The sequence below is a fragment of the Pseudooceanicola aestuariicola genome (assembly GCF_045763785.1).
Taxonomy (GTDB): Bacteria; Pseudomonadota; Alphaproteobacteria; order Rhodobacterales; family Rhodobacteraceae; genus Pseudooceanicola.
This window is the reverse complement of sequence record NZ_JBJGSF010000001.1, coordinates 952,663-972,853: the sequence shown is the minus strand read 5'-3', so window position 1 is coordinate 972,853 and position 20,191 is coordinate 952,663. Positions and strand designations below refer to the sequence as shown.

General features: G+C 62.0%; 20 protein-coding genes and 1 tRNA gene. 11 read left to right on the top strand and 10 right to left on the bottom strand.

Translation table 11 applies throughout. The features are described from left to right. Positions 1–40: 40 nt before the first annotated feature. Entirely contained in the window at positions 41–1,294 is a 1,254-nt protein-coding gene (locus ACI3GR_RS04385; RefSeq protein ID WP_407492829.1) for a sarcosine oxidase subunit beta family protein, read from the bottom strand. Positions 1,295–1,489: 195 nt separating this feature from the next. Here ACI3GR_RS04385 and ACI3GR_RS04380 point away from each other — a divergent pair, with 195 nt between their 5' ends. Next, on the top strand, positions 1,490–2,239 hold the full coding sequence (locus tag ACI3GR_RS04380) for a hypothetical protein (RefSeq protein WP_407492828.1): 750 nt from the start codon (positions 1,490–1,492) through the stop codon (positions 2,237–2,239). Between the two features lie 5 nt (positions 2,240–2,244). Here the strand turns inward: ACI3GR_RS04380 and ACI3GR_RS04375 are convergent, their stop codons facing one another. Beyond that, on the bottom strand, positions 2,245–3,684 hold the full coding sequence (locus ACI3GR_RS04375) for a Glu/Leu/Phe/Val family dehydrogenase (RefSeq protein WP_407492827.1): 1,440 nt from the start codon (positions 3,682–3,684) through the stop codon (positions 2,245–2,247). Positions 3,685–3,972: 288 nt separating this feature from the next. On the opposite strand from ACI3GR_RS04375, the gene ACI3GR_RS04370 reads away from it, so the two are divergent. From ACI3GR_RS04370 to ACI3GR_RS04360, 3 genes are read left to right on the top strand one after another with little or no spacing between them, the layout of a single operon-like run. Next, positions 3,973–5,385: a TadE/TadG family type IV pilus assembly protein gene (locus ACI3GR_RS04370; RefSeq protein WP_407492826.1), complete on the top strand. Its 1,413-nt coding sequence runs from the start codon at positions 3,973–3,975 to the stop codon at positions 5,383–5,385. Beyond that, on the top strand, positions 5,385–5,924 hold the full coding sequence (locus tag ACI3GR_RS04365; protein WP_407492825.1) for a TadE/TadG family type IV pilus assembly protein: 540 nt from the start codon (positions 5,385–5,387) through the stop codon (positions 5,922–5,924). Before ACI3GR_RS04370 ends, ACI3GR_RS04365 begins: the two co-directional genes overlap by 1 nt. Positions 5,925–5,931: 7 nt before the next feature. Continuing rightward, positions 5,932–6,540, top strand: a complete 609-nt coding sequence (locus ACI3GR_RS04360) for a TadE/TadG family type IV pilus assembly protein (RefSeq protein ID WP_407492824.1) — start codon at positions 5,932–5,934, stop codon at positions 6,538–6,540. A gap of 15 nt (positions 6,541–6,555) precedes the next feature. On the opposite strand, the gene ACI3GR_RS04355 is transcribed toward ACI3GR_RS04360, so the two are convergent. Continuing rightward, positions 6,556–7,041, bottom strand: coding sequence for a hypothetical protein (locus ACI3GR_RS04355; protein WP_407492823.1), 486 nt, complete (start codon positions 7,039–7,041; stop codon positions 6,556–6,558). 168 nt (positions 7,042–7,209) lie between these two features. On the opposite strand from ACI3GR_RS04355, the gene ACI3GR_RS04350 reads away from it, so the two are divergent. Continuing rightward, complete coding sequence (locus tag ACI3GR_RS04350; RefSeq protein ID WP_407492822.1) at positions 7,210–8,121, top strand: pirin family protein; 912 nt, start codon at positions 7,210–7,212, stop codon at positions 8,119–8,121. Between the two features lie 107 nt (positions 8,122–8,228). On the opposite strand, the gene ACI3GR_RS04345 is transcribed toward ACI3GR_RS04350, so the two are convergent. Further along, positions 8,229–8,816, bottom strand: a complete 588-nt coding sequence (locus tag ACI3GR_RS04345) for a TetR/AcrR family transcriptional regulator (RefSeq protein WP_407492821.1) — start codon at positions 8,814–8,816, stop codon at positions 8,229–8,231. Positions 8,817–8,911: 95 nt separating this feature from the next. Between ACI3GR_RS04345 and ACI3GR_RS04340 the strand changes: the two genes are divergently transcribed. The 4 genes from ACI3GR_RS04340 (at position 8,912) to ACI3GR_RS04325 (ending at position 12,587) form a co-directional block, all read left to right on the top strand. Next, the gene (locus ACI3GR_RS04340; protein ID WP_407492820.1) at positions 8,912–9,172 is read left to right on the top strand and encodes a hypothetical protein; all 261 of its coding nucleotides are present in this window, start codon (positions 8,912–8,914) and stop codon (positions 9,170–9,172) included. Positions 9,173–9,268: 96 nt separating this feature from the next. Continuing rightward, positions 9,269–10,555, top strand: a complete 1,287-nt coding sequence (locus ACI3GR_RS04335) for a homoserine dehydrogenase (protein WP_407492819.1) — start codon at positions 9,269–9,271, stop codon at positions 10,553–10,555. 114 nt (positions 10,556–10,669) lie between these two features. Beyond that, positions 10,670–12,412 (top strand): single-stranded-DNA-specific exonuclease RecJ, encoded by a 1,743-nt coding sequence (recJ, locus tag ACI3GR_RS04330; protein WP_407493597.1) that lies wholly within the window; start codon positions 10,670–10,672, stop codon positions 12,410–12,412. A 100-nt stretch (positions 12,413–12,512) separates the two neighbouring features. After that, positions 12,513–12,587: transfer RNA gene (locus ACI3GR_RS04325), tRNA-Glu, on the top strand. A 135-nt stretch (positions 12,588–12,722) separates the two neighbouring features. Here the strand turns inward: ACI3GR_RS04325 and ACI3GR_RS04320 are convergent. The 6 genes from ACI3GR_RS04320 to hmgA all read right to left on the bottom strand — a co-directional run bounded on the left by ACI3GR_RS04320 (position 12,723) and on the right by hmgA (position 18,933). Further along, a complete protein-coding gene (locus ACI3GR_RS04320; protein ID WP_407492818.1) occupies positions 12,723–13,226 on the bottom strand; it encodes a MarR family winged helix-turn-helix transcriptional regulator in 504 nt (167 codons plus the stop codon). 16 nt (positions 13,227–13,242) lie between these two features. Next, the gene (locus ACI3GR_RS04315) at positions 13,243–13,464 is read right to left on the bottom strand and encodes a DUF2783 domain-containing protein (RefSeq protein WP_407492817.1); all 222 of its coding nucleotides are present in this window, start codon (positions 13,462–13,464) and stop codon (positions 13,243–13,245) included. A 3-nt stretch (positions 13,465–13,467) separates the two neighbouring features. Beyond that, entirely contained in the window at positions 13,468–15,096 is a 1,629-nt protein-coding gene (locus ACI3GR_RS04310; protein WP_407492816.1) for an FAD-dependent oxidoreductase, read from the bottom strand. Between the two features lie 81 nt (positions 15,097–15,177). Next, on the bottom strand, positions 15,178–16,128 hold the full coding sequence (locus ACI3GR_RS04305; RefSeq protein ID WP_407492815.1) for an MBL fold metallo-hydrolase: 951 nt from the start codon (positions 16,126–16,128) through the stop codon (positions 15,178–15,180). A 79-nt stretch (positions 16,129–16,207) separates the two neighbouring features. Further along, complete coding sequence (gene fahA, locus ACI3GR_RS04300; RefSeq protein ID WP_407492814.1) at positions 16,208–17,458, bottom strand: fumarylacetoacetase; 1,251 nt, start codon at positions 17,456–17,458, stop codon at positions 16,208–16,210. A gap of 119 nt (positions 17,459–17,577) precedes the next feature. Beyond that, positions 17,578–18,933, bottom strand: a complete 1,356-nt coding sequence (gene hmgA / locus ACI3GR_RS04295; RefSeq protein WP_407492813.1) for a homogentisate 1,2-dioxygenase — start codon at positions 18,931–18,933, stop codon at positions 17,578–17,580. 173 nt (positions 18,934–19,106) lie between these two features. On the opposite strand from hmgA, the gene ACI3GR_RS04290 reads away from it, so the two are divergent. Both ACI3GR_RS04290 and maiA read left to right on the top strand, forming a co-directional pair. After that, positions 19,107–19,556 (top strand): MarR family winged helix-turn-helix transcriptional regulator, encoded by a 450-nt coding sequence (locus ACI3GR_RS04290; protein WP_407492812.1) that lies wholly within the window; start codon positions 19,107–19,109, stop codon positions 19,554–19,556. Continuing rightward, positions 19,553–20,170: a maleylacetoacetate isomerase gene (maiA, locus tag ACI3GR_RS04285; protein ID WP_407492810.1), complete on the top strand. Its 618-nt coding sequence runs from the start codon at positions 19,553–19,555 to the stop codon at positions 20,168–20,170. The genes ACI3GR_RS04290 and maiA overlap by 4 nt, the downstream gene beginning before the upstream one ends. Positions 20,171–20,191 lie beyond the last annotated feature (21 nt).

The window sequence follows — 20,191 nt, the reverse complement described above, 5'->3', positions numbered from 1 at the left end:
AAATACTCCCGCCGGAGGCGCCCGCCCCCGCCACAGCCCGCTAGTGCAGGTTGTGCTGCGCCCCCTTGCCTTCTTCGTCCATCAGACCGCGCCCCGTCGTGAACCGATCCAACCGGAAGCCCGCCGCGCTGTCGTGGGGCCTGTCCGTTGCCAGCAGATGCGCCAAGGCAAAGCCCGACCCCGGCACCGCCTTGAAGCCGCCATAGCACCAGCCGCAATCCAGATAGAGCCCGTCGATAGGCGCCTTATCAATGATGGGGGACCCGTCGGGCGTCATGTCCATGATCCCGCCCCAGGATCGCAGCATCTTGGCCCGTCCGATCATCGGCATCAGGGTCATGCCAGCCTCCATCACATGCTCTGCCGTGGGTAGGTTGCCGCGCTGCGCGTAGGATGGGTAGAAATCCAGATCGCCACCAAAGACCAGCCCGCCTTTGTCGGATTGGCTGATGTAGAAATGGCCCATGCCGAATGTGACGACATTGTCGATCACCGGCTTCAGCCCTTCGGTGACAAAAGCCTGCAGGATGTGGCTTTCGATCGGCAGGCGTAGCCCCGCCATGGCCGCCACCTGCCCCGACCGGCCTGCAGTGACGATGGCAACCTTGCGCGCGCGGATCGCCCCGCGAGAGGTCTGCACCCCCGTCACCTTGCCACCTTCGATGTCGATCCCCGTAACTTCGCAGTTCTGGATCAGATCGACGCCCCGGTCGGACGCGCCCCGCGCCAACCCCCAAGCCACGGCATCGTGCCGGGCGGTACCGCCGCGCGGGTGATACAGCCCGCCGTAGATCGGGAACCGACCGTTGTCGAAATCCAGATAGGGCAGTTTTTTGCGCAACGCGTCACCGTCCAAAAGAATCGCATCGTCGCCCTGATTGATCATCGCGTTCCCACGGCGCACTGCGGCATCACGCTGACCATCGGAATGGAACAGGTTAATCAGCCCCCGCTGCGAATGCATGACATTGTAGTTCAGGTCGAACTCTAACTTTTCCCACAGCTTCAGCGAATGAGAATAGAACTCGGAATTGCCGGGCAAGAAGTAGTTGGCGCGTACGATGGTGGTGTTCCGACCCACGTTACCGCCGCCCAGATAGCCCTTTTCCAGCACGGCGACATTGGTCAGCCCGTGTTCCTTGGCCAGATAGAACGCCGTTGCTAACCCGTGCCCGCCGCCGCCGATGATGACGATGTCATAGGCATCCTTGGGCGCCGGATCGCGCCAATGGGGGCCCCAGCCTTTGTTGCCCGTCAGGCCCTGTTTCAGGATTTGTAGCGCATCGAACCGCATCTGGGCCTCCGACTCTGAAAGCCGAGCAAAGCAAGCAAAGGAAACGATTGCAACACGGGCCGCCGACTTTGACAGGTCTGTTTGCGACACCCTGCTTAAATGATCATCGCGGTGATGCGCTGCGCGGACGAAATCCATCTTGCCCGGGTCTGCGAAATGCCCGCTTATGGCGGTATTGTCCTATCAGAGGTCTTCATGAAAACCTATTTACGACGCGCAATGTGCTCGGGGCTTGCGGCGATTGCCCTGGCTAGTCCGGCGCAGGCCGAATGGAATGCTCGCGCGGTCCACGAGAAGCCGAATTACAAATCGCGCGGCGCTCAGTACGGCAGTGAATCTTTCTTCACCAACGATGTGATGGCCGCGACCCTGAAATGGGCGGGCAGAACCGAGGCCACTGACGTGGATTTCCGCCGGGCCGGGCCGCCGATCAAACGGGAGTTTATCCGACATGACGATTGCGATGCCGCTACCGGAGGGGCAAATCCGCAGCCCGAGATGAGCTGCGCCCATATCACTTGGGACGACGCGAGCATCGTTTTCGACTTCATCACCGATCTGGAAGACGCGAAAAATGTCGATGACCCGATCGTCGCGATTACTGCGCTGGACATGCGAACCGATACGCAGATCGCGACTATGGTCAGCGTTTCGTTCACGCAATACGGACGCTTCGACTATGTCGGCTGGATGAAGGCCTCCTGTTATGCCGATTTCTATGAAATGGCGTCCGGGCGGCCACAGGGATGCGACGTCCCCGCCGGAGACGGAGACCGGCTAGCTGTCATGCGTGCCTCAGTCCCGATCTGGAAGATGCATCGGGCTTGGACCCAATTGGGCGGCCAGACCGCGAAACTGGCCCTGAAGGCAAAATTGCGGTCCGGCAAAGACTTTTATTTCAACTACTCGATGAACAATCTGGCCGAGGTGCTGTTTCGCCCCTGACGGGTCTACAGCCCCTTGGCGCGGTAGCTGTCCGCCACGCGGGTGATGCCGACGATATAGGCCGCGGTGCGCAGATCGGTCACGTCGCTGCGCCCGTGGTAGATCTCGCGCATGGATTGGAACGCGCTGCGCATCGTGTCGTCGAGGCCCGAGCGGACCAGTTCCAACTCATCCGCGCCGCGCAGGTACTTGTTCTTGAAGTCCGGTGTCAGCGACCACGCGTTGCCAAGATAGCGGTCCAGCCTCTCCAGCTCTTTCACGATCAGCTCGTGCCGCGCCTCTTCCTGACGGCGTTGCATGCGGCCAAATCGGATATGGCTAAGGTTTTTCACCCATTCGAAATAGGACACCGTGACCCCGCCCGCGTTGGCGTAAAGGTCCGGGATGATCACCACGTTGCGTTCGCGCAGGATATTGTCCGCGCCCGCCGTGATCGGGCCGTTCGCGGCCTCGATGATCAGCTTGGCTTGGATATTGCCGGCGTTGCTTAGGTTGATCACGCCTTCCAGCGCGGCAGGGATCAGGATGTCGCATTCTTCTTCCAGCAGTATGGTGCCGTCCTCGAAATGCCGCGCGTCGGGATAGCCCGAGACACCGCCGTGAGTGTTGATCCACTCGCGCACTTTCTCGACGTCCAACCCGCGATGATCCAGCAGGGCGCCGTCGTGTTCGATGATCGCCTTGATGGTGCAGCCGTCTTCGGTCTGCAAGAAATGCGCGGCGTGGTAGCCCACGTTGCCAAGGCCCTGAACGATGACGGATTTGCCTTCAAGCGTGCCGGTCATATGCGCCGCTTCGACATCCCGGCTGTCACGGAAATATTCGCGCAGGGCATATTGCACGCCACGGCCTGTCGCCTCGACCCGGCCCTGGATGCCACCCGCATTGGTCGGTTTGCCCGTGACACAGGCGGCAGAGTTGATGTCGGTGGTGTTCATGCGGCGGTATTGATCCGCGATCCATGCCATTTCGCGTTCGCCCGTACCCATGTCGGGGGCGGGCACGTTCTGCGCCGGGTGGATCAAATCGCGCTTGGCCAGTTCATAAGCAAAGCGGCGGGTGATCTGTTCCAGCTCATGCTCTTCCCATTCGCGAGGATCGACGCAAAGCCCCCCCTTGGAGCCGCCGAAGGGCGCTTCGACCAGTGCGCATTTGTAGGTCATCAGGGCGGCGAGCGCTTCGACCTCATCCTGATTGACGGCCATGGAGTATCGGATACCGCCTTTCACAGGCTCCATATGTTCGGAATGGACGGACCGGTAGCCGGTGAACGTTCGGATCTGGCCTCGCAGACGAACACCGAACCGCACGGTGTAGGTGGCATTACAGACCCTGATCTTTTCCTCAAGCCCCGGAGGGAGGTCCATCAGGGACACGGCCCGGTTGAACATCAGATCGACGCTTTGGCGGAAACTCGGTTCGGCGTTCGGGCTCTGGTCTGTCATGGCGACTCCTCTCCGTTTTGATCAGCGTAACACCGCGATCCGGCTGGGCGATAGCTTGGAATGGCAGGCTTTTCGAAAAGCTTAACCGCGCCAAGGCTTGGGAAAACCGCCTTGGGACAGTCTGTCGGTCGGCTGGGGGATTGTTATGAAAACCCGCTGTTTTCCATCCCCAGACCCCATTGCCGCCCCATTTCAGCCCGAATCCATCGTTAACAATTTCTTTGTGAACGAGCGTCCGCACCCGCCCACCCCCCACTTCGGGCCCGCAAGACGTTGAGAGGTAACGAGATGAGCAGATCCGTCGGAACATCGCCGCTGGCCCAAAAGCTGCGTCAGCGTTTTGCACATGAAATCAATCACTTTGCCCGCGCCGAAGACGGCGTGATGTTGGCGCTTGTGATGATGATGATGTTGATCATGTTCACCGTCGCCGGCGTTGGCGTCGACCTTATGCGCACCGAAATGGAACGGACGCGCCTGCAGCAGACCGTCGATTCGGCTGCGCTGGCCGCCGCGCACAAAGACAACACCCTGCAGCCAAAGCAGGTGGTCATGGATTACTTCGCCAAGGCAAATCTGGCGTCCTACATTTCCGAAGACGATATCACCATCGGCGGCGTCGGCCTGTCGACCTCGGTTACCGTGGACCTGAGCGCCGAGGTGCAGACGCCCTTCCTTAAGAACCTCGGCTTCCCGACCTTCACCGTCCCGGCCATCGGCCGCGCGGAACAGGCTTACGGCAATTCCGAGGTGTCGCTGGTTCTGGATATCTCTGGCTCCATGGATGAAAACAACCGCATGACCCGCCTGCACACGGCGGCCAACGAATTCGTCGACACGGTGATCAACAGCGACTCCCGCGATCGTGTGTCGCTGTCCTTGGTCCCCTATACTGGCGACGTGAATATCGGCTGGGATCTTATGAGCCGCCTGAACGTGCGGCAGGTGCACAGCTATTCCTACTGCGTCCAGCTGACGCCGGCTGATTTCTCTACCACTGCGGTCAACCCGGGCGATCACTATCTGCAGGGCCAGCACTTCAGCCACGTCGACAGCGGCTTCAACTATATCTCCTGCCCGACGCAAAGCTATGAAACGGTGACCCCGCACAGCCAGAACGCAAGCGCGCTGAAATCACAGATCAACCAGCTGACGGGCCGCGAACGCACCTCGATCCACATCGGTGTGAAATGGGGTGTCGCGCTTCTGGATCAGGCATTCCGTCCTGTCATCACCAGCCTTGTCGACGCCAGCAAGATTGACGAAGCCTTCCGCGGCCGTCCCGCCGACAATGGCAGCCAGACCCTGAAGGTTCTGGTGGTCATGACCGACGGCATCAACACGCAAACCAACCGCATCAAGGACTTCGCCTACGACACGCCGGACATGCGCGCGCATTGGGCCAAGTGGGCCATGAGCGACTGGGAATACGATGTGGACTCCAGCGTGCGCGACGATCTTTACGACGTCTACTACACTGGCACGATGGCGGACTCCCTGCTGCAGAACATCTGCACCGCGGCCAAGAACGAAGGCATCATCATTTACTCGATCGGGTTCGAGATCGACGATACCTCGGCTGCTCAGATGGAACTCTGCGCCTCCTCCCCGTCGCATTTCTACCGCGTGGAAGGTGTAAGCATCTCTGACGCCTTCGCCTCGATCGCACGCCAGCTTCAGCAACTAAGGCTGACCCTGTGATGACTAAGAACCGCACCCTTCGGGCGCGTCTGCGCCATTGGCTTAAGGATGAAAAAGGGACCGTTATCGCCGATTTCGCGGTGATGTTCCCGGTCTTCCTGATGTTCATGCTGTCGTCGGTGGAAATGGGTCTGATGACCTTCCGCCAGACGATGCTGGAACGCGGGTTGGATATGGCCGTGCGCGATCTGCGCCTTGGTTTTATCGAAGACCCGACCCACGCCAAGGTCAAATCCGAGATCTGCCGCTATGCCGGGTTCCTTCCCGATTGCGACAACAGCCTGCGGCTTGAGATGCAGCCGGTCGATCCGCGCAGCTACACCAGCCTGCCGGCCTCGGCGGATTGCATCGACAAATCCGAAGAGATCGCCCCGGTCCGCGCCTTTGTGCACGGCAAGGGCAACGAACTGATGATCATGCGGGCCTGTATCAAGATCGCCCCGATTTTCCCGACCGTGGGGCTTGGCAACCAAGTCTCCAAGGACGGCAACGGCGATGTTGCGATGTTTTCGACCACCGCCTTCGTGAACGAACCCTGAGGACGCTATGACACGTTTCTGCCCCTCTGCCCCTGCCCTGTTGCGCGCCCGCGTGACCGAATTCCTGCGCGGTACGGCCCGTGACTTCGGCCGCGACTCCAAGGGTACGGTCGCCGTGGAATCGATCATCCTGCTGCCGCTGGTAATCTGGACCTATGTGGCGATGTTCACCTTCTTCGACATGCTGCGCATGAAAAGCGTAAACCAGAAGGCCGCGTTCACCATCGCGGACGCCTATTCGCGCGAAACGGAAAAGATCAACGACATCTACGTCGACAGCACCTTCACCCTGTTTCAGGGCCTGACACGCGTCAGCAACCCCGGCCTCCGCGTATCGGTCATCAGCTATGATCTGGACACCGATAAATACACCGTCCGCTGGTCGCAGCGGCGCGGTGCGGCGGCCACCTCGGTTCTAACGGACAACAACGTGAATTCGCTGCGCAGCTGGCTGCCCAAAATCGCCAGCGGTGACGAATTTATCCTGCTTGAGACCTGGAACGACTATAAGCTGCCGTTCAAGATCGGCATGGACGACTGGCAGATGAAAAGCCACGTCTTCATGAACCCGCGCTTTGCGGATCAGCTGAAGTGGGACGACGGGACCCCGACGTAATAGCTGGGCGGAGGGTTAGGCCCCCGCTTCTTCCGCTGCCCGCTCTGCCAGTTTGACGGTGATCAGGTCGGCCATCAGCTTGGCCTCGGCCGCGCGGGTAATGCCTCCGACACCGATCCTGCGCCCGAACCGCCAGTAAAGCCCCGGCTGCCACAGACGCGGCCCGCCCTTCGTGGTGCGGATCAGAAAGCCGTTGGATGGCTTGAACGCAAAAGTGCCGCGGTCCACGGTCAAGATATCGTCCAGCCGCGCCAGCACAACGCCTTCGCTATCGACCAGCGCCTCTTCGGTCAGGATGATGCTGCGCATCGTGGCGCGGTACATGATCCACGCAGCGACCAGTGCGATCACGCCCATGGCCAGAACGACAAGGTCCAGCAGGCCCGGCCCGCCGCCCATCAACCCCATCCGCAGCAGCAAAAGCCCCAGAAAACTCAGCACACCGACGCCAAAGACGCGCCGCCCCGAAGAGGCCGACAATTCGTGGATCGTTTCTGCCATGGCGTCCCCCGTCTGGCATGAATGCATGCGGGTCGGGGCTAAGACCATCGTGGGCCCGATGCAAGCTATCTGTTGGTCGGTGCACAGTCACCGCGCGCTTATGAAGGGCTGGCCCCCTTGGCCGAACAGTCCGACACGCCTAATTACAACGGTGAAAGGAGACCCAAGATGTCTATCCGCCCTACCCTAGAGACCCGCAAAGCCCAGGCCACCATGGAGGGCGCCGGCGTCAAGCTGCACCGCGCCTTCGGCTTCCATGACCCAAGCGAGCTGGACCCCTTCCTGCTGTTCGACGATTTCCGTAACGAAAACCCGGCAGATTTCCAGCGCGGCTTCCCGTGGCACCCGCACCGTGGGATCGAAACGATCACCTATGTTCTGTCGGGCACCGTGGATCACGCCGACAGCCTTGGCAACACCGGATCGCTTGGTGCAGGCGACGTGCAGTGGATGACCGCCGGGTCTGGCATCCTGCATCAGGAAATGCCGCAGGGGACGCCCTCGGGTCAGATGCACGGCTTCCAGCTTTGGGCCAACCTGCCGCGCGATCTGAAAATGACCGCACCCCGCTATCAGGATGTTGAGGCGAAAGAGATCCCGGAGATCATCGATGACGACGGCACCAAGGTCCGCGTCGTGGTCGGGGAGTTCTGGGGCAAACGTGGTCCGGTCGATGGCATTGCCGCCGATCCTCAGTACCTCGACATCTACATCCCGCCGGGCGTGAAAAAGACGCTGCCGATCGATCTGTACCGTCGCGCCTTCGCCTATGTCTTCGAAGGCTCTGCCGCCTTTGCTGATGCCTCGGCCCCGACGGGCGTGCTGCTGGAAAAAGAATTGCGCGGAGAGGAGGTTAACATCCGCGACATGTCCGGCAACCGCACGCTGATCCGCTTTGGCACCGGTGACGAGATTACCGTGCAGGCGGGCGAAGAAGGCGTGCGCTTCTTGCTGATCTCGGGTGCGCCCATTCAGGAACCCGTGGCTTGGCACGGGCCGATCGTGATGAACACCGCCGAAGAACTGCAGCAGGCCTTCAAGGAACTGCGCAACGGCACCTTCATCCGCCCCGCGCATTAAGAACCAGGTCCGGAGCGGCGTAACAACCGGTCCAGACCGCCCCCACGTCCCGCGTTCATCTTTCCGTAAATACTCCGGGGGAGTCCGCAGGACGGGGGCAGCGCCCCCTACCCGGCCACCAGCCGGTGCGCCATATCCCAATAGATCGCCTCGACCTCCTCAAGGCTCAGACGACCAGACTGCCGAAACCACGTGTTCACGCCAGTCAGCATGGCGATCAGCGCCATGGTGGTGATCCGCGCATCCCTTATGTCAAAGGCCCCCGCCGCCTGCCCGCGTGTCAGAATATCGGTCAGCCGATCTTCATAGCGATGGCGCAGCGCTTCGACACGGGCGAAATTCTCGGGCGTCAGGTTTCGCAACTCCATGTAGGCAATGAACACCGCGTCCGGGCGTTCGGCATGAAACCGGATGTGGAACCGCGTGAAATGTTCCAGCGCGGCGACGGAATCGTCCGGGATGACTTCACGCTCAGACGCGCTCAGCAGCTCCTCCAGATGGGTTTCCATCAGATCGGACAGCAGGCTTTGCTTGTCGGCGGTGTAGTTGTACAGCGCCCCGACCTGAACCCCAACCTCGGCCGCGATCTGGCGCATCGACACGGCGGCATAGCCATGACGGGCGAACAGATGCTGCGCGGCATCGCGGATGCGGGGGGCCGTCAGGGCGGAGTGTGAACCTTGGGTGCGGGCCATGACAGCGTTTTATCTGAACGTATGTTCAGATCAAGGGCGCTTGCCTGTCCGCGCCGGATCGGTCAGGTTTGGCCGCGGTGCAAACGGGGACGCGGATGAGCAGACTTCGGGGAATGATCTTGGCAGGCTTCTGTCTGGGCGGCGCGATGCTGCCGCTGACGGGCTGCGCCGAATTTCCCGATCTGGATCGCGCTGTGCCACAGGCCGCGCTGACCGGCCCCTATCCTCCGCTTGTCCCAGTCGAAGGTCTGCTGGCCCAGACGGAAGAGCCCCGCATCGAGGATCAAGAAGATGAGGCGCTGGCCGCACGGGCCGCCGCACTCAAGGCCCGCGCTGCCCGATTGAAGGCGAACTAGCCCCCACATACCCCCGCCGCGACGAAAGCCGCGTTGCGCAGACACGGGGAACAGGCTAAGGCCGCCACAGCCATGAATGAGCAGGAGACGAAGGGCATGGGCCAGACCATCAGGCTTGGGATTGCGGGATTGGGCACCGTGGGTGTCGGGGTCATCAAGATCATCCGGCGCGAGGCCGCCATGCTGACAGCCCGGACCGGGGCTCAGATCACGATCTCTGCCATTTCGGCCCGCACGCGCGACAAGGATCGCGGCGTGCCCCTGAAGGACTACGCCTGGGAAGACGATCCCGTCGCCCTGGCCACCCGCGACGACGTGGACGTTTTCGTCGAACTGATGGGCGGTTCTGACGGCCCCGCCAAGGCGGCGACCGAGGCCGCGCTGAACGCGGGCAAAGACGTGGTCACCGCGAACAAGGCGATGCTGGCCGTGCACGGTCAGGCGCTGGCGGAACTGGCGGAGTCCAAAGGCTGCGTGATCCGGTATGAAGCTGCCGTGGCAGGCGGCATCCCGGTGATCAAGTCGCTGATCGAAGGCTTGGCCGGCAACGACATCACCCGCGTCATGGGCGTGATGAACGGCACCTGCAATTACATTCTGACGCGCATGGAAAGCGCGGGCCTGCCCTATGAGACGGTTTTTGAAGAGGCCAATCAACTTGGCTACCTAGAGGCTGACCCGGAATTGGACGTGGGCGGCATCGATGCGGGCCACAAGCTGGCGATCCTCGCCTCTGCCGCGTTCGGCACTCAGGTGGCCTTTGACGCGATGGAATTGGAAGGCATTGGCCGCCTGACCATCGACGACATCCGTGCCGCTGGCGACATGGGATACCGGATCAAGCTGCTGGGCGTGGCACGGATGACCGGTCGTGGGCTGGAACAGCGCATGTCGCCCTGCCTTGTGCCCGCGACCTCGCCCCTTGGACAGCTGGAGGGCGGCACCAACATGGTCGTGCTGGAAGGCAACGCCGTGGATCAGATCGTGCTACGCGGCCCCGGCGCGGGCGAGGGCCCGACCGCCAGCGCCGTGATGGCAGATGTCTGCGATATCGCCCGCGGATTGCGCCTGCCGGTCTTTGGTCAGCCCGCCAACACGCTGCAGGCCGCAACGCCTGCCAAATCGGTGACGCCCGCCGCCTACTACCTGCGGATGACGCTGTTGGACAAACCCGGCGCTCTAGCCAAGATCGCGACGGTGCTGGGCGAGTCTGGCATTTCGATCAACCGGATGCGCCAGTACGACCACGACGGAGAGAATGCGCCCGTCCTGATCGTCACCCATTCCACCGCCCGCGACGCGCTGGACCGCGCGCTGGAAGCGATGGAAAAGACCGGCGTGATCGTCACCGCGCCTGTGGCGATCCGGATCGAAGAAGTCTGATCGCGGGTCTCTGGCGCGGGTGGTCGCCTCCGGCCGGAATAGTTGCAGCAAGAGGATGAAGGGCGCCGCGCCTATCGGCTTGCCGTGCGCGAGCCTGCGGGGCAGAAACGGGCCATGGATTTTCTGGATGTCTCAGCCTCGTTGACGGGGCGTCGATGGGTTGGCCCGGGGGTCGAAATCGACCGCGCGGCAGAAATGCTGGTGCAGGCCCGCGGGTTGGAACGCCCCTTGGCGCAGGTCTTGGCCCGGCGCGGCGTCACAGATGCTGAGGTCGACGCCTTTCTGGCGCCCTCTTTGCGCGATCTGCTGCCTGACCCGCGATCCCTACGAGATATGGAAGCCGCCGCCAGCCGCTTCCTAAAGGCGGTCAAGGGCCGTGAACGGATCGCGATCTTTGCGGATTACGACGTGGACGGCGGCACCTCGGCCGCGCTGTTGATCGACTGGTTGCGGCAAATGGGGCGTGAGGCGACGCTGTACGTGCCTGACCGGATCGATGAAGGCTATGGCCCCAATGTGCCCGCGATGCGGGACCTGGGGTCCAAACACGACCTAATCGTCTGCGTCGACTGCGGCACGCTAAGCCATGAACCTGTCGCCGCCGCTGGCTGCGACGTGGTCATTCTGGATCACCACCTCGGCGGAGAGACCCTGCCCGATTGCGTCGCCTGCGTGAATCCGAACCGCCAAGACGAAGATGGCGCGCTGGCGCATCTTTGTGCGGCGGCGGTCGTATTCCTGATGCTGGTCGAGGCGAACCGACAGGCGCGCGAGGATGGGGCGAAATCCCTGCCAGACCTGATGGCGATGCTGGATCTGGTTGCTTTGGCGACAGTTGCGGACGTCGCGCCGCTGATCGGGGTCAATCGCGCCTTCGTGCGTCAGGGGCTTGTCGTCATGGCGCGCCGTGCCCGGCCCGGGCTGGCGGCGTTGTCGGACGTGGCACGGATGGATTCGGCGCCTGCCGCCTATCATCTGGGCTATCTGCTGGGCCCGCGGATCAACGCGGGTGGACGGATCGGCAAGGCGGACCTTGGGGCGCGGCTATTGTCGTCGACCGATCCGCATGAGGCGCAGTCATTAGCTGACCGTCTGAACGAATTGAACGCGGAACGCCGCGATATCGAGGCCGCAGTGACCGCCGCCGCCATGGCGCAGGCCGAAGAGCGCGGGTTGGACGCCCCCTTGGTCTGGGCCGCAGGCGAAGGCTGGCATGCGGGCGTCGTGGGAATCGTGGCGTCCCGGCTGAAAGAGGCCACCAACCGCCCTGCGGTCGTGATCGGGCTGGATGGGGACGAAGGCAAAGGGTCGGGCCGGTCCGTGGCTGGCGTGGACCTTGGCGCGTCGATCCAGCGGCTGGCGAGCGATGGCCTGCTGATCAAAGGCGGCGGGCACAAAATGGCGGCCGGACTGACCGTGGCCCGGGATCAGCTGGAGCCTGCCATGGCCCGGCTGAGCGACCTCCTGGACAAACAGGGGGCCGGACAGGGGGGCGCTGCCGATCTGCGCATCGACGGGCTGCTGATGCCCGGTGCGGCCACCGTGGCGCTGGTGCGCGATATCGAGGCCGCTGGCCCCTACGGCGCCAGCGCGCCGGGTCCGCGGTTTGCCTTTCCCGACGTGACCGTCAGCTTTGCCAAACGCGTGGGTGAGTCGCATTTGAAACTGCGTTTTGGCGACGGCATGGGGGCGTCACTGGACGCGATTTCGTTTGGTGCGTTCGACGGCCCGCTTGGGCCCGCGCTGTCGGACAAAGCCGGACAGCGGTTCCACCTTGCCGGACGGCTCGAAATCAACACCTGGGGTGGCCGGCAGTCGGTTCAGATGCGTCTGGAAGACGCGGCCCCGGCGGGCTGAGGCCGCGTAAATTTGTGTCGCAAATATTTTCTTCGAAAAGCGTGAAATCCCTCTTGCAGAGAAACCGGGCTTTGCCTAAAAGCCCCCTCACGCCAAGAGCGGCCCGTTCGTCTATCGGTTAGGACGCCAGGTTTTCAACCTGGAAAGAGGGGTTCGATTCCCCTACGGGCTGCCATGGCGCTTTCCAGACAGAATGGTTCGGCAGATTTCGCGTCTCGTGAAATTGGCACCCGTACGCTCCTTGGCGCGCGCGTGAGGCGTGACGGCAATACGTTCCCTAGCGATCGGCGGCGCAGGTCACGGATCATCCTTAGGGGTGGATATCCCTACCGCTAGACTGAGGGGTCACCCCGGCATCCCCAGACGGCGACTCTGACGGGGCAACAACGTCCAGCAAGGCCCCAAGCCCTTGGATTAGGGCCGCGCGATCCGCGGCAGACATCTGGTCCAGAACCCCGTGCGCGCGTGCTTCGACCATGGGCAGCAGCCGTTGAAACAGCCCGCGCCCCTCTTGCGTGCAGCGGAACACGCGCAGGCGTTTGTCGGTTTCGGGGATTTCCCGGACAATCAGGCCTTTGTCCGCCAGACGCTGCGCGGCGCGGCTGACCTGAACCTTGTCCAAGGTCGTGCGGCGGGCCAATTCGGTCGAGGTCACCTCGTCCTCTCCGGCCAACAGAAACAGCATTCGCCATTCTTCGCGGCTCAGCCCGTGCTCATGCCCGTAAACCTCTGCCAGCGAACGGGAAAACGCTTCTGCCGCGACAGCCAGCCGATAGGGGAAGAAGCGGTCCAGATCGTGCGAGGCACCTGACATCAACTGTGGTCCCCTGTCACGCGGCGCCGCGATCGGTGGCGGGCAGCCGGGGATCCTGACGGGCAGCCTTGATCGCCTCTGACAGAATCGCGCGATCCCCGATGTGGTTCGCCAGCAGCAGAACCAATCGGGCGTTCAGCGCTGCGCTATCGTCGTCCGACAGGCCGTCGTGCGACTGGATCAGTTCGGCGTAGAATTCGTCGGGCCCGTCGATGTTCGGTTTTGTGTTCAGGGGCATCGGTTACTCCTTCCCGCAGGCTTTGCGCAGCGCGGCGCGCAGGGCGGTTTCATCGTAGTTGTCCCAACGCGCCACAACGTGCTGATCGGGGCGGATCAAGTAGACGGCGCTTTGCGCATCGCCCAGATAGCGCGCGGCCAGCGCACCGGTCTGATCGTCAGCGGCCGAGACTGCGACGCGTTTGGCTGTTACACAGTCTTCGCTCAGGTGATCGGGCGCTTCGGCGTCGATCGTCAGGATGGTGAAGCCGTTGCCGAGGGACTTCAGCAGAAAGCTATTCCCAAGCGGCGCATCGGGGCACGGGCTGCCGGGCCGGGTCCGTGTGGGGCCGCCGTCCAAAGCGTCTTTTCCGTTCAGCGACAAGCCGTCGTAGGTGCAGGGCATCGACAACCGGCCAGAGTTCACCAACGGACGGGCAAATTCGAACTGCTCGGCCAGACCCAGCACCGCATTGCGGAAGATGTGGCTGGTCTTGGATTTCGGCGTGATGAAGTCCGTTGCGCGGGTGGAATTCAGGATATTCTCATCCGCGCCATACGCCCGTTCTTCGTGATAGGTGTCCAGTAGCGCATCAGGCGCTTCGCCCCGGATCACCATGCCCAATTTCCACCCAAGGTTGTCGACGTCTTGCATGCCGGAGTTTGCGCCGCGCGCCCCGAAGGGGCTGACCTGATGCGCGCTGTCGCCCGCAAAGATTACGCGGCCATGGCGGAATTCTTTCATGCGGCGGCACTGGAAGGTGTAGATCGAGGTCCAGACCAGTTCATATTCGACGTCCGGGCCCAGCATCGCGTCAAGGCGTTTGCGGACGTTTTCTTCCTTCAACTCTTCCTTGCGGTCCACATCCCAGCCGATCTGGAAATCGACGCGCCAGACGTCGTCGGGCTGCTTGTGCAAAAGGGTCGAGGCGCCAGCTTTGTGCGACGGCTCAAACCAGAACCAGCGTTCCGTAGGGAAGCTTTCCGACAACATCTTGATATCGGCGATCAGAAAACTGTCTTGGAAAACACGGCCTTCGAAATCCAGACCCATCATTCCGCGCAGGGGTGAGCCCGCGCCATCCGCCGCGATCAGCCAGTCAGCAAGAATCGTGTATTCGCCGTCCGGCGTGGTGATGTTCAGGACGGTGTGATCGTCTTTGACCTCGATTGAATCGACGCGGTTCTTGCCGCGCAGGTCAATAGGCGCGCCGTCGGCCTGCGCTTGGCGGACACGCTCGACCAAGAACTTCTCGAAATAGGGCTGCTGCAAATTGATGAAAGCGGGAAAGCAGTGGCCTTCTTCCGGCAGCAGGTTGAATTCATAGACCATGCGGTCCTCATGGAAGACCTTGCCAAGGTTCCAGACCACACCCTTGTCCAGCATGGGATCAGCACAACCATAACGGTCCGCAATTTCCAGCGACCGTTTGGCAAAACAGATCGCCCGTGACCCCTGCCCGATACCTTCGTGGTCGTCCAGAACGACGACCGGGATGCCCTGAAGGCCAAGGTCCAGCGCCGTGGCCACCCCGATCGGCCCACCACCGACGATCACGACCGGATGGCGTACGGGCGCATCGGCATCCTGATCGGCATTGCGTTCATAAGGGTAGAGTTTGAAGGCGAGTTGGTAGCGATCATCCAAAGGCATCTGGGTCTCCTCCCAAAGATCGGGACGCCTGTCCCGGTGGTGCACAGGTTTGCCCCGCCCGGTGCTGGACGGAGCGAGATTTTAGTCCTGCAGGGCGTTCCACATTTCCTTGTCCCGCTCGGCAGTCCAGACACGGGGCGTGTCGATGCCGCGGGCCTCGTCATAGGCGCGGGCGACGTTGAACGGCAGGCAGTGTTCATAGATCGCGTAGTCGCTGAACTTTGGATCGCATTCGGCGCGGCAAGCGTCCCAGGCTTCTTTCAGCGTGCCACCGCGGGCGACTACCTTGGCGATGGGCTTGTAGGTCGAGTTCACGAAATCTGCGGTGTTGGTGATCGCCTGTGCCACCATGTCTTCGCCTACAAGCGCGTCACCCCGGCCCGGCGCGATGGCCTTGGGTTCAAAGGCCGCGATGTTCATCAGCGTGTCTTCCCAATCGTTATAGTGACCGTCACCGCAATAGCAGGCAGAGTGGTATTCGACGATATCGCCCGTGAACATAACCTCCTGATCCGGCACCCAAATCACGGCGTCGCCCGCCGTGTGGGCGCGGCCCAGCTTCATGATGTCGACCCGGCGCTTGCCTAGGTAGACAGTCATGGACTCGCTAAAGGTGGTGGTCGGACGCGTCAGGCCGGGGATTTCCTCGTGCCCTTGGAACAGGCGCGGGAAACGGTCGAATTCGCTGTCCCAGTCTTCTTGCCCGCGCTCTTCCACCATGGCGGCGGCGACGTCGGACATGATGATCTCGCGCGCGCCATAGGCGGATGCGCCCAGCACGCGGACGGCGTGGTAGTGGGTCAGCACAAGGTGGCTGATCGGTTTGTCGGTCACTTCGCGGACCTTTTCGATCACCATGCGGGCCAGACGGGGGGTCGCCTGTGCCTCAACGATCATCACGCTGTCGTCGCCGATAATAACGCCCGTGTTGGGATCGCCCTCGGCGGTGAAGGCATAAAGCCCCTCGCCTACTTCGGTGAAGCTGATCTTCTTGTCTTCCATGTCGCCCGCGGATGCGAATGCCTTGGCCATGTTTTTGTCCTTTGTCTTGGGGGGTGGGTTGGAAACCCACCCTACGTCTGTGGTTCGCGGGCCGTGGGTGGCCCCGCGTTTATCGTTTGTATGGATCGTCCAGCGCCGGGATCACTTTGCCTGCGCAGTCGCCAAAGCCGACGCGATAGCCGTCCCCTTTGGCCGCGCCGCGCAGGGTCAGCGTATCGCCATCCTCAAGGAAGCTACGCGTTGCGCCGCCCGGCAATTCGATCGGCTCTTTGCCCGACCAGCTTAGCTCCAGCAGCGATCCCCGGCTGTCGTTTTCGGTGCCCGAAATGGTCCCAGACCCCAGCAGATCGCCCACGCGCATGGCGCAGCCGCTGGTGGTGTGATGCGCCAACTGTTGTGCCGCCGAGTAGTAAAGCTCCTTGAAATTGGTGCGGGAAATCGTGGCCTCATCCCCGCCTTCCGGGGCCAATGCGACCTCAAGATCGACATCATAGATCATTGGCCCCGGCTCTTTCAGGTAGTCCAGCAACTCCCTCTCACGCTCTGGCGTCGAGGTGCGGAACGGCTCCAGCGCGGCCTTGGTCACGATCCATGGGCTAATCGTCGTCGCGGTCGCTTTGGCCTGAAACGGACCCAGAGGCTGGTATTCCCACGCTTGGATATCGCGCGCGGACCAATCGTTCAGCAGAACATAGCCAAAGATCATGTCGTCGGCTTCCTGGACCGTCACCGGCCCTTCGGAAGATTGACCGACGATGGCCCCCATCTCCAGTTCCAGATCGAAGCGCTTGCAGGGCGCGAACACCGGCATCTCCGCGTCAGGAGCTTTCAACTGGCCCCAAGGGCGGCGCACGTCTGTGCCTGACACGACGACAGAAGACGCCCGACCATTATAGCCGATGGGGATCGAAAGCCAGTTCGGCGGCAGCGCGTTCTCAGGCCCGCGGAAGATCGAACCGACATTGAACGCGTGGTTCTTGCCCGCGTAGAAATCGGTGTATTCCGCCACGGTGATCGGCATGACCATGGTCACATCCGCCTGCGCCACCAGATACTCGGGGCGCGCCTCTGCGCCCTCGGCCAGCAGCGCGGTCAGCTGCCGCCGCAGATCGGCCCAGGCCTCCGGTCCCAGCTCCATCAGGTCGTTCCAATAAGGCACGTCGAAAACCGCGACACCGTCGACGTCGATCAGCCCGTCGCCTTCCGCCGCGCAGAGGTCGAAAATCATATCCCCGATGGCCACGCCACAACGCGGCATCGTCCCGTCACCGGGATCGAACACCCCGTACGGAAGGTTGTTCAGGGGAAAATCGGTCTCACCCGTATTGGCGCTCTCGACCCAAGATTTCAGGAGCGGCATGTCTCCTCCTTTAATTGTGACAGAGCCTCCGGCACCTCCCGCCGCGACACTCTGCTTCATCTTTCCCAAAATACTCCGGGGGTAAGCCGGAACGGCTCAGGGGGCAGCGCCCCCTGCCCTCATTTCAAACCGGGCGTGCCGTCGAACTTCTTCTCAAGGCTGTCCCAGCAGTCGATGTAATCGTCCTGCAACGGCGCCTCCTTGCCGGCGAATTCGGTCAGGTGCTGCGGGAAGCGGGTTTCAAACATGAAGGACATGGTCTCCTCCAGCTTCTCCGGCCCGAGGTTCGAATTCGACGCGCCCTCGAACGCCTGTTTATCCGGCCCGTGCGGCAGCATCATGTTGTGCAGCGACATGCCGCCGGGGACAAAGCCCTGCGGTTTGGCGTCGTACTGGCCGTAGATGTTGCCCATCAATTCAGACATGATGTTCTTGTGGTACCACGGCGGACGGAAGGTGTTTTCAGCCACCATCCAGCGGTCGCGGAATAGCACAAAGTCGATATTTGCGGTGCCCGGGCTGCCCGATGGGGCGGTCAGAACCGTGAAAATCGAAGGATCCGGGTGATCGAAAAGGATCGCGCCGACCGGGCAATAGGTCTTCAGATCGTACTTGTAGGGCGCGTAGTTGCCATGCCATGCGACCACGTCCAGTGGTGACTGCGCGATCTTGGTTTCGTGAAACTGGCCACACCATTTGATCGTCAGGGTCGACGGCACTTCGCGGTCTTCATAGGCCGCGACGGGGGCCTTGAAGTCGCGCGGGTTGGCCATGGCGTTGGCGCCAATCGGGCCGCGGGCCGGCATCTCGAACTTCTGGCCGTAGTTTTCGCAGACGAAACCGCGGCAGGGGCCGTCCAGCACCTCGACACGGTAGACAAGGCCGCGCGGGATGATGGCGATTTCCTGCGGCTCGACATCGACGATCCCAAGTTCCGTCGCGAAGCGCAGCTTACCCTGTTGCGGGACAACCAGCAGTTCGCTGTCGGCGGAATAAAAGTAGGCGTCTTCCATCGACTTGGTGACCAGATAGATATGCGCAGCCATGCCGACCTGCGTGTTCACGTCTCCTGCCGTGGTCATCGTGCGCATGCCCGTCAGCCACGTCAGGTCCTCCCCCGTCGCCTCAACCGGGTCCCAGCGGTACTGACCCAGAGAGGTCACATTCTCGGGCGTATGCGGTGCGGACTTCCAATACGGCAGGTCGATCCGCTCATACCGGGTCGAATGCTTGACGGAGGGACGAATGCGGTAGGTCCAGGTGCGTTCCGGCGGATGCGCCGTGAAGGCCGTGCCAGAAAGCTGTTCGCCGTATAGGCCATAGTTACACTTCTGCGGCGAGTTCATGCCATGCGGCAGGGCACCGGGCAGCGCCTCGGTTTCAAAATCATTGCCGAAACCGGGCATGTAGCCTTCGTGCGTTCCGGTCGTGTCGGTGGCGCGGATCATGCCTTGCGGCAGCTCGTATTTCGTCATCTCGGATCCTCCCGAATTGTCCGCCTGGCCCTGCGGCCAAGCAGTCTGAATCGATGGCCGCAGTAAACGTTGCAAATGCAACGTCGTCAATCATGATTATTGCAAATGCAACGAAAGTGCTTGTGCACACCGCACCATCCGGCTGATAGTCGCCAGTAACGAAAGGACTTAGGATGAAAGAGGATCCGCCTCCCCTGCCCGCGTTCGACCTGTTCGGATTCACGCCCTACCGACTGGCTGTCGCCGCGAAACACACCAGTGAGCAATTGGCCCGCCAGTATCGCGACCGGTTCGGCATTTCGATCCCGGAATGGCGGGTGCTGGTGCATCTGGCGCATTCGGGCAAGGTCTCGGTCCGCGATATCGAAGCCCGCGTGGCGATGGAGAAATACGAGGTCTCGCGGGCCGCCAAACGCCTGCGCGAGGCGGGGCTGATCGAACGCAAGGAAAACCCGGACGACCGCCGCCTGATCATCCTGTCGCTGACGCCCGCCGGGCGGGACATGATGGCCGAACTGCTGCCCATGGCGCAGGCGCATCAGGAGGCGTTGGAGAAACGGCTGGGTAAGGCCTTCGCCCAGCTAGAGGCCGGGTTGGAAGAGCTCCTGAAAGACACGAGATGATCACGCTTTACGATTATTGGCGATCCTCGGCCAGCTACCGCGTCCGTATCGCACTAGGCCTTGCGGGGGTGGAGTGGAAGACGGTCACGGTCAACCTGCTGGAGTCTGAACACAAAAGCGACGACCACCTTGCGCGCAACCCTCAGGGCCTTGTTCCGGCAATCGAAATTGACGGGCAGATGTTCACTCAATCACTGGCCATCGTTGAATATCTTGATGAAACCCGCGGGCTGGGGCTGCTGCCGTCTGACCCTGCAGCCAAGGCGCGGACGCGGGCCGTGGCGTATGCCATCGCGATTGATATCCATCCGGTCTGCAACCTATCGACGGCGCGCTATGCCGTGTGCCAGTCGAACGGTGGCATCACGATGGAAAGCTGGATGCAGCGCTTCATCGCACCGGGCCTCGCTGCTGTGGAAGACATGGTCGACGAGGGCGATTACTGCTGCGGCGATCGCCTAAGCCTCGCCGATGTCTGCCTGATGCCGCAGCTATACAATGCAGACCGTTGGGGGATCCGCTTGGATGACATGCCCCGGCTGCGCCATATCGCTGGCGTCCTGTCGGATATTCCGGCCTTTGCGGCGGCGCACCCCGACAAGACCGTGCACTAATCTGCCTCAGCACCCCGCCCA